Origin of the sequence: Pseudomonas sp. FSL R10-2189, from assembly GCF_009600325.1 — a bacterium.
In the GTDB taxonomy this organism is placed as follows: Bacteria; Pseudomonadota; Gammaproteobacteria; order Pseudomonadales; family Pseudomonadaceae; genus Aquipseudomonas; species Aquipseudomonas helleri.
In genome coordinates, this window is record NZ_WIVZ01000151.1 from 1 (window position 1) to 290 (window position 290).

At 39.3% G+C, this 290-nt stretch carries 1 protein-coding gene; it reads left to right on the top strand.

The window, feature by feature from the left end; genetic code table 11:
* Window positions 1-23: 23 nt before the first annotated feature.
* Window positions 24-290: hypothetical protein (locus tag GHO32_RS26300; protein WP_256678639.1), on the top strand; the 267-nt coding region annotated here is incomplete at its 3' end.

Genomic DNA, 290 nt, shown 5'->3' on the forward strand with positions numbered 1-290 from the left:
GTGTAGACTCTTGCACAGGAAAATTGGAAGCAACCTACATATGTCCAAGTGTTACCTTGGGTATCAATGGAATCAACTTCAAGGTAAACCTTGTTGTTCTCAAGGAATTGTGGGTTAATGTTATCCTTGGAAGAGGATTGTTAGCTTCTTGCAAAGCACAGATTAAGCATGACCAGGGTGTAGTGGTTCTGACTACATCTTTTGGAGAGATAATTGAGTATGAAGGTCTTAAACCAAATAAGGTTCGCTTGGATGATCCATTAGATTATGTTGCTCAGTTCTCTGATAGT